The 273-nt window shown below is 70.0% G+C and carries 1 protein-coding gene; it reads right to left on the minus strand.

Annotated features, from left to right (window positions below):
- On the minus strand, window positions 1–273 hold a 273-nt coding region (locus NLU14_RS21805), incomplete at both ends, for an efflux RND transporter permease subunit (protein WP_275710551.1).

Raw genomic sequence — 273 nt, forward strand, 5'->3', positions numbered from 1 at the left:
TGCCTGGAGTTGCCCGGTATCCTGTTCGGGGAACAGTCCCTTGGGAATGGCGAAGGCGAGCAGCGCGGTGAGCGCCAGCGTGCCGGCGAACAGCAGCAGCACCAGCCGCTGGCGCTCGAGCACCCAGGCCAGGCCCTGGGCATAGCCGTGCGCTACCCGGTCGAACGCGTCGAGCGACCAGCGGACCGGGGCGATCAGGTGTTCCTCCGATTCGCGTCGCAGCCAGCGGCCCGAGAGCATCGGCACCAGCGTGAGCGCGACGCCGGCCGATAT

Source organism: Marinobacter iranensis (assembly GCF_029207565.1).
Classification (GTDB): domain Bacteria; phylum Pseudomonadota; class Gammaproteobacteria; order Pseudomonadales; family Oleiphilaceae; genus Marinobacter; species Marinobacter iranensis.